1 protein-coding gene is annotated in these 1,757 nt (G+C 44.8%); it reads left to right on the top strand.

Annotation, left to right across the window (positions count from 1 at the left end; genetic code table 11):
• Positions 1 to 205 precede the first annotated feature (205 nt).
• On the top strand, positions 206 to 1,540 hold the full coding sequence (locus Q0200_RS04945; RefSeq protein WP_297938480.1) for an OprD family outer membrane porin: 1,335 nt from the start codon (positions 206 to 208) through the stop codon (positions 1,538 to 1,540).
• The last annotated feature ends 217 nt before the right edge of the window (positions 1,541 to 1,757 follow it).

The following is a 1,757-nucleotide window of genomic DNA, read 5'->3' as shown; positions in this document are numbered from 1 at the left end:
TTTATCTCGACAATTAAGCTTTATACATTGCTTAAAGAACACTCGGTCGTCTAAATTTGCCTAAATTTGGCGATATTTTTAGCAAATATCACAAATCTAACACGAATTTTATTATTTTCTGTGCTATAATCCTTAAATATAAAAATTAATGTTCCACATTAAATTTGCGGAACGTAAATTTGCTAAATTTAACCAAGGAGTTTTTATGAAACTAGCAAAACTAAGTTTAGCCGCCGTTTTGGCGCTTGGCTTTTTAGGCGCCGCAAACGCAGCCGATACCTTTGGGGAGGCGTTTACCAAAGGAAAACTAGCAGGCAAGATCCAGGCTACCTACGTCGATCAAAAAGACGAACGCGCGCCGATACACGACGAGCAGCTGACGTCCATACAGCTTGAGCTTGGATACGTGACCGATCCGTTTTACGGCTTTAGGCTCGGCATTACGGGACAGGGCAACTTCTTGCCGTTTAACAGCATGAGAAAAAGCGGCACCTTGTACGATAAAGAGTGGAGAACGCAAGGCGCGGTAATGTCCGAAGCGTATCTGGGCTACGGTATAGGGCAGACTGATATAAAATTCGGCCGTCAATACGTAAATACTCCGCTAGTAGCGGGCAATCCGACTCGCGCGTTTAAAGAGGCGTTTGAGGGTCTAACGATCGTAAATAAAGACATACCAAACACTGCATTGATCGGCGGCTGGTATTATAAATTTCAAGGCAGAAGCGCCGTCGTAACGGGCGGCAAAGAGGGACGCGCTCCGCACTTTAAAGATAGAGTTATCGTCGGCGGCATGGGACCCGTGGCGTACGAGTTTGATAATATCTTTACCGGCGCGGTCATAAATCAAAGCATCCCGAATCTAAAACTAACCGGCGCATACGCTAGAGTGACCGACCTTAGGCGCGGCGCGCTGCAAGGCGACATCAACTTCTACCTAGCCGAGGCTAACTATAAAGTACCCGTCGGCGACTTTAAGCTCGGTTTTGACGCGATGTACAAGGGCTCTCGCACTACAAGAGGCCTGGAGGATCTAAACTACGACGGAAATATGATCGGTCTAAGAGCGGGGATTTATGATTTTGTTGGCTTTAGCGCCTCTTATGCCTATACGACCGTCGGCGACAACGACGCTTTAGCGTTTGGTCTAGGTAACGGCCCTGGCTCATACACGTTGCTTCCTATCCGCGGACCTTTCGTATTTACGGGCTATGCGGGTATGAATACGCATAAGCTTTTGTTTGAATACGACTTTAAAGAAGCGGGCGCCGAGGGCTTAAAAGCAAAACTACACCTAGTAAAAGGCAAGCAAGACGCCCCTCACCGCAACGCCGGTCCGACAGCGGCTAACACACACATGAACGTCAAGGGCTGGGCGGCTCAGGCTATCTACGATATACCGTGGGTCAAGGGACTAAGCGCAAGCGTCACCTATACGGCTCTTGAGAGAAAGAACTTTGATACTATGGGCGCAGTCAAAAAGACTGATAACAACGAGCTTTGGTTGCAAGTCGGATATAAATTTAACCTTCTAAACTAGCTTTTAGCCACGTGGACGCAAATTTGACGCGTCCGCTACTTCTTTATTTTTTGTGTTTTTAGTCAAAAGTCAAATTTGCCTTTGTAAAACCGACATAAATTTTGATGTAAAATGTAAATTTGAGCTATTATTGCTCAGATTTCGTTTCATAAAATTTACCCAATGCTTATACTTTTAAGAATTATAAAATAAAATCGAAATATATAATATTAATTTA

The sequence above is a fragment of the uncultured Campylobacter sp. genome, assembly GCF_938045225.1.
Taxonomy (GTDB): Bacteria; Campylobacterota; Campylobacteria; order Campylobacterales; family Campylobacteraceae; genus Campylobacter_A.
The sequence above is the reverse complement of the archived record's forward strand: the minus strand, read 5'-3'. Positions and strand labels throughout refer to the sequence as shown.

Bases quoted from the DNA above. Each gene is read 5' to 3' on its own strand.
- Q0200_RS04945 (WP_297938480.1), top strand. From the start codon at position 206: ATGAAACTAGCAAAACTAAGTTTAGCCGCCGTTTTGGCGCTTGGCTTT.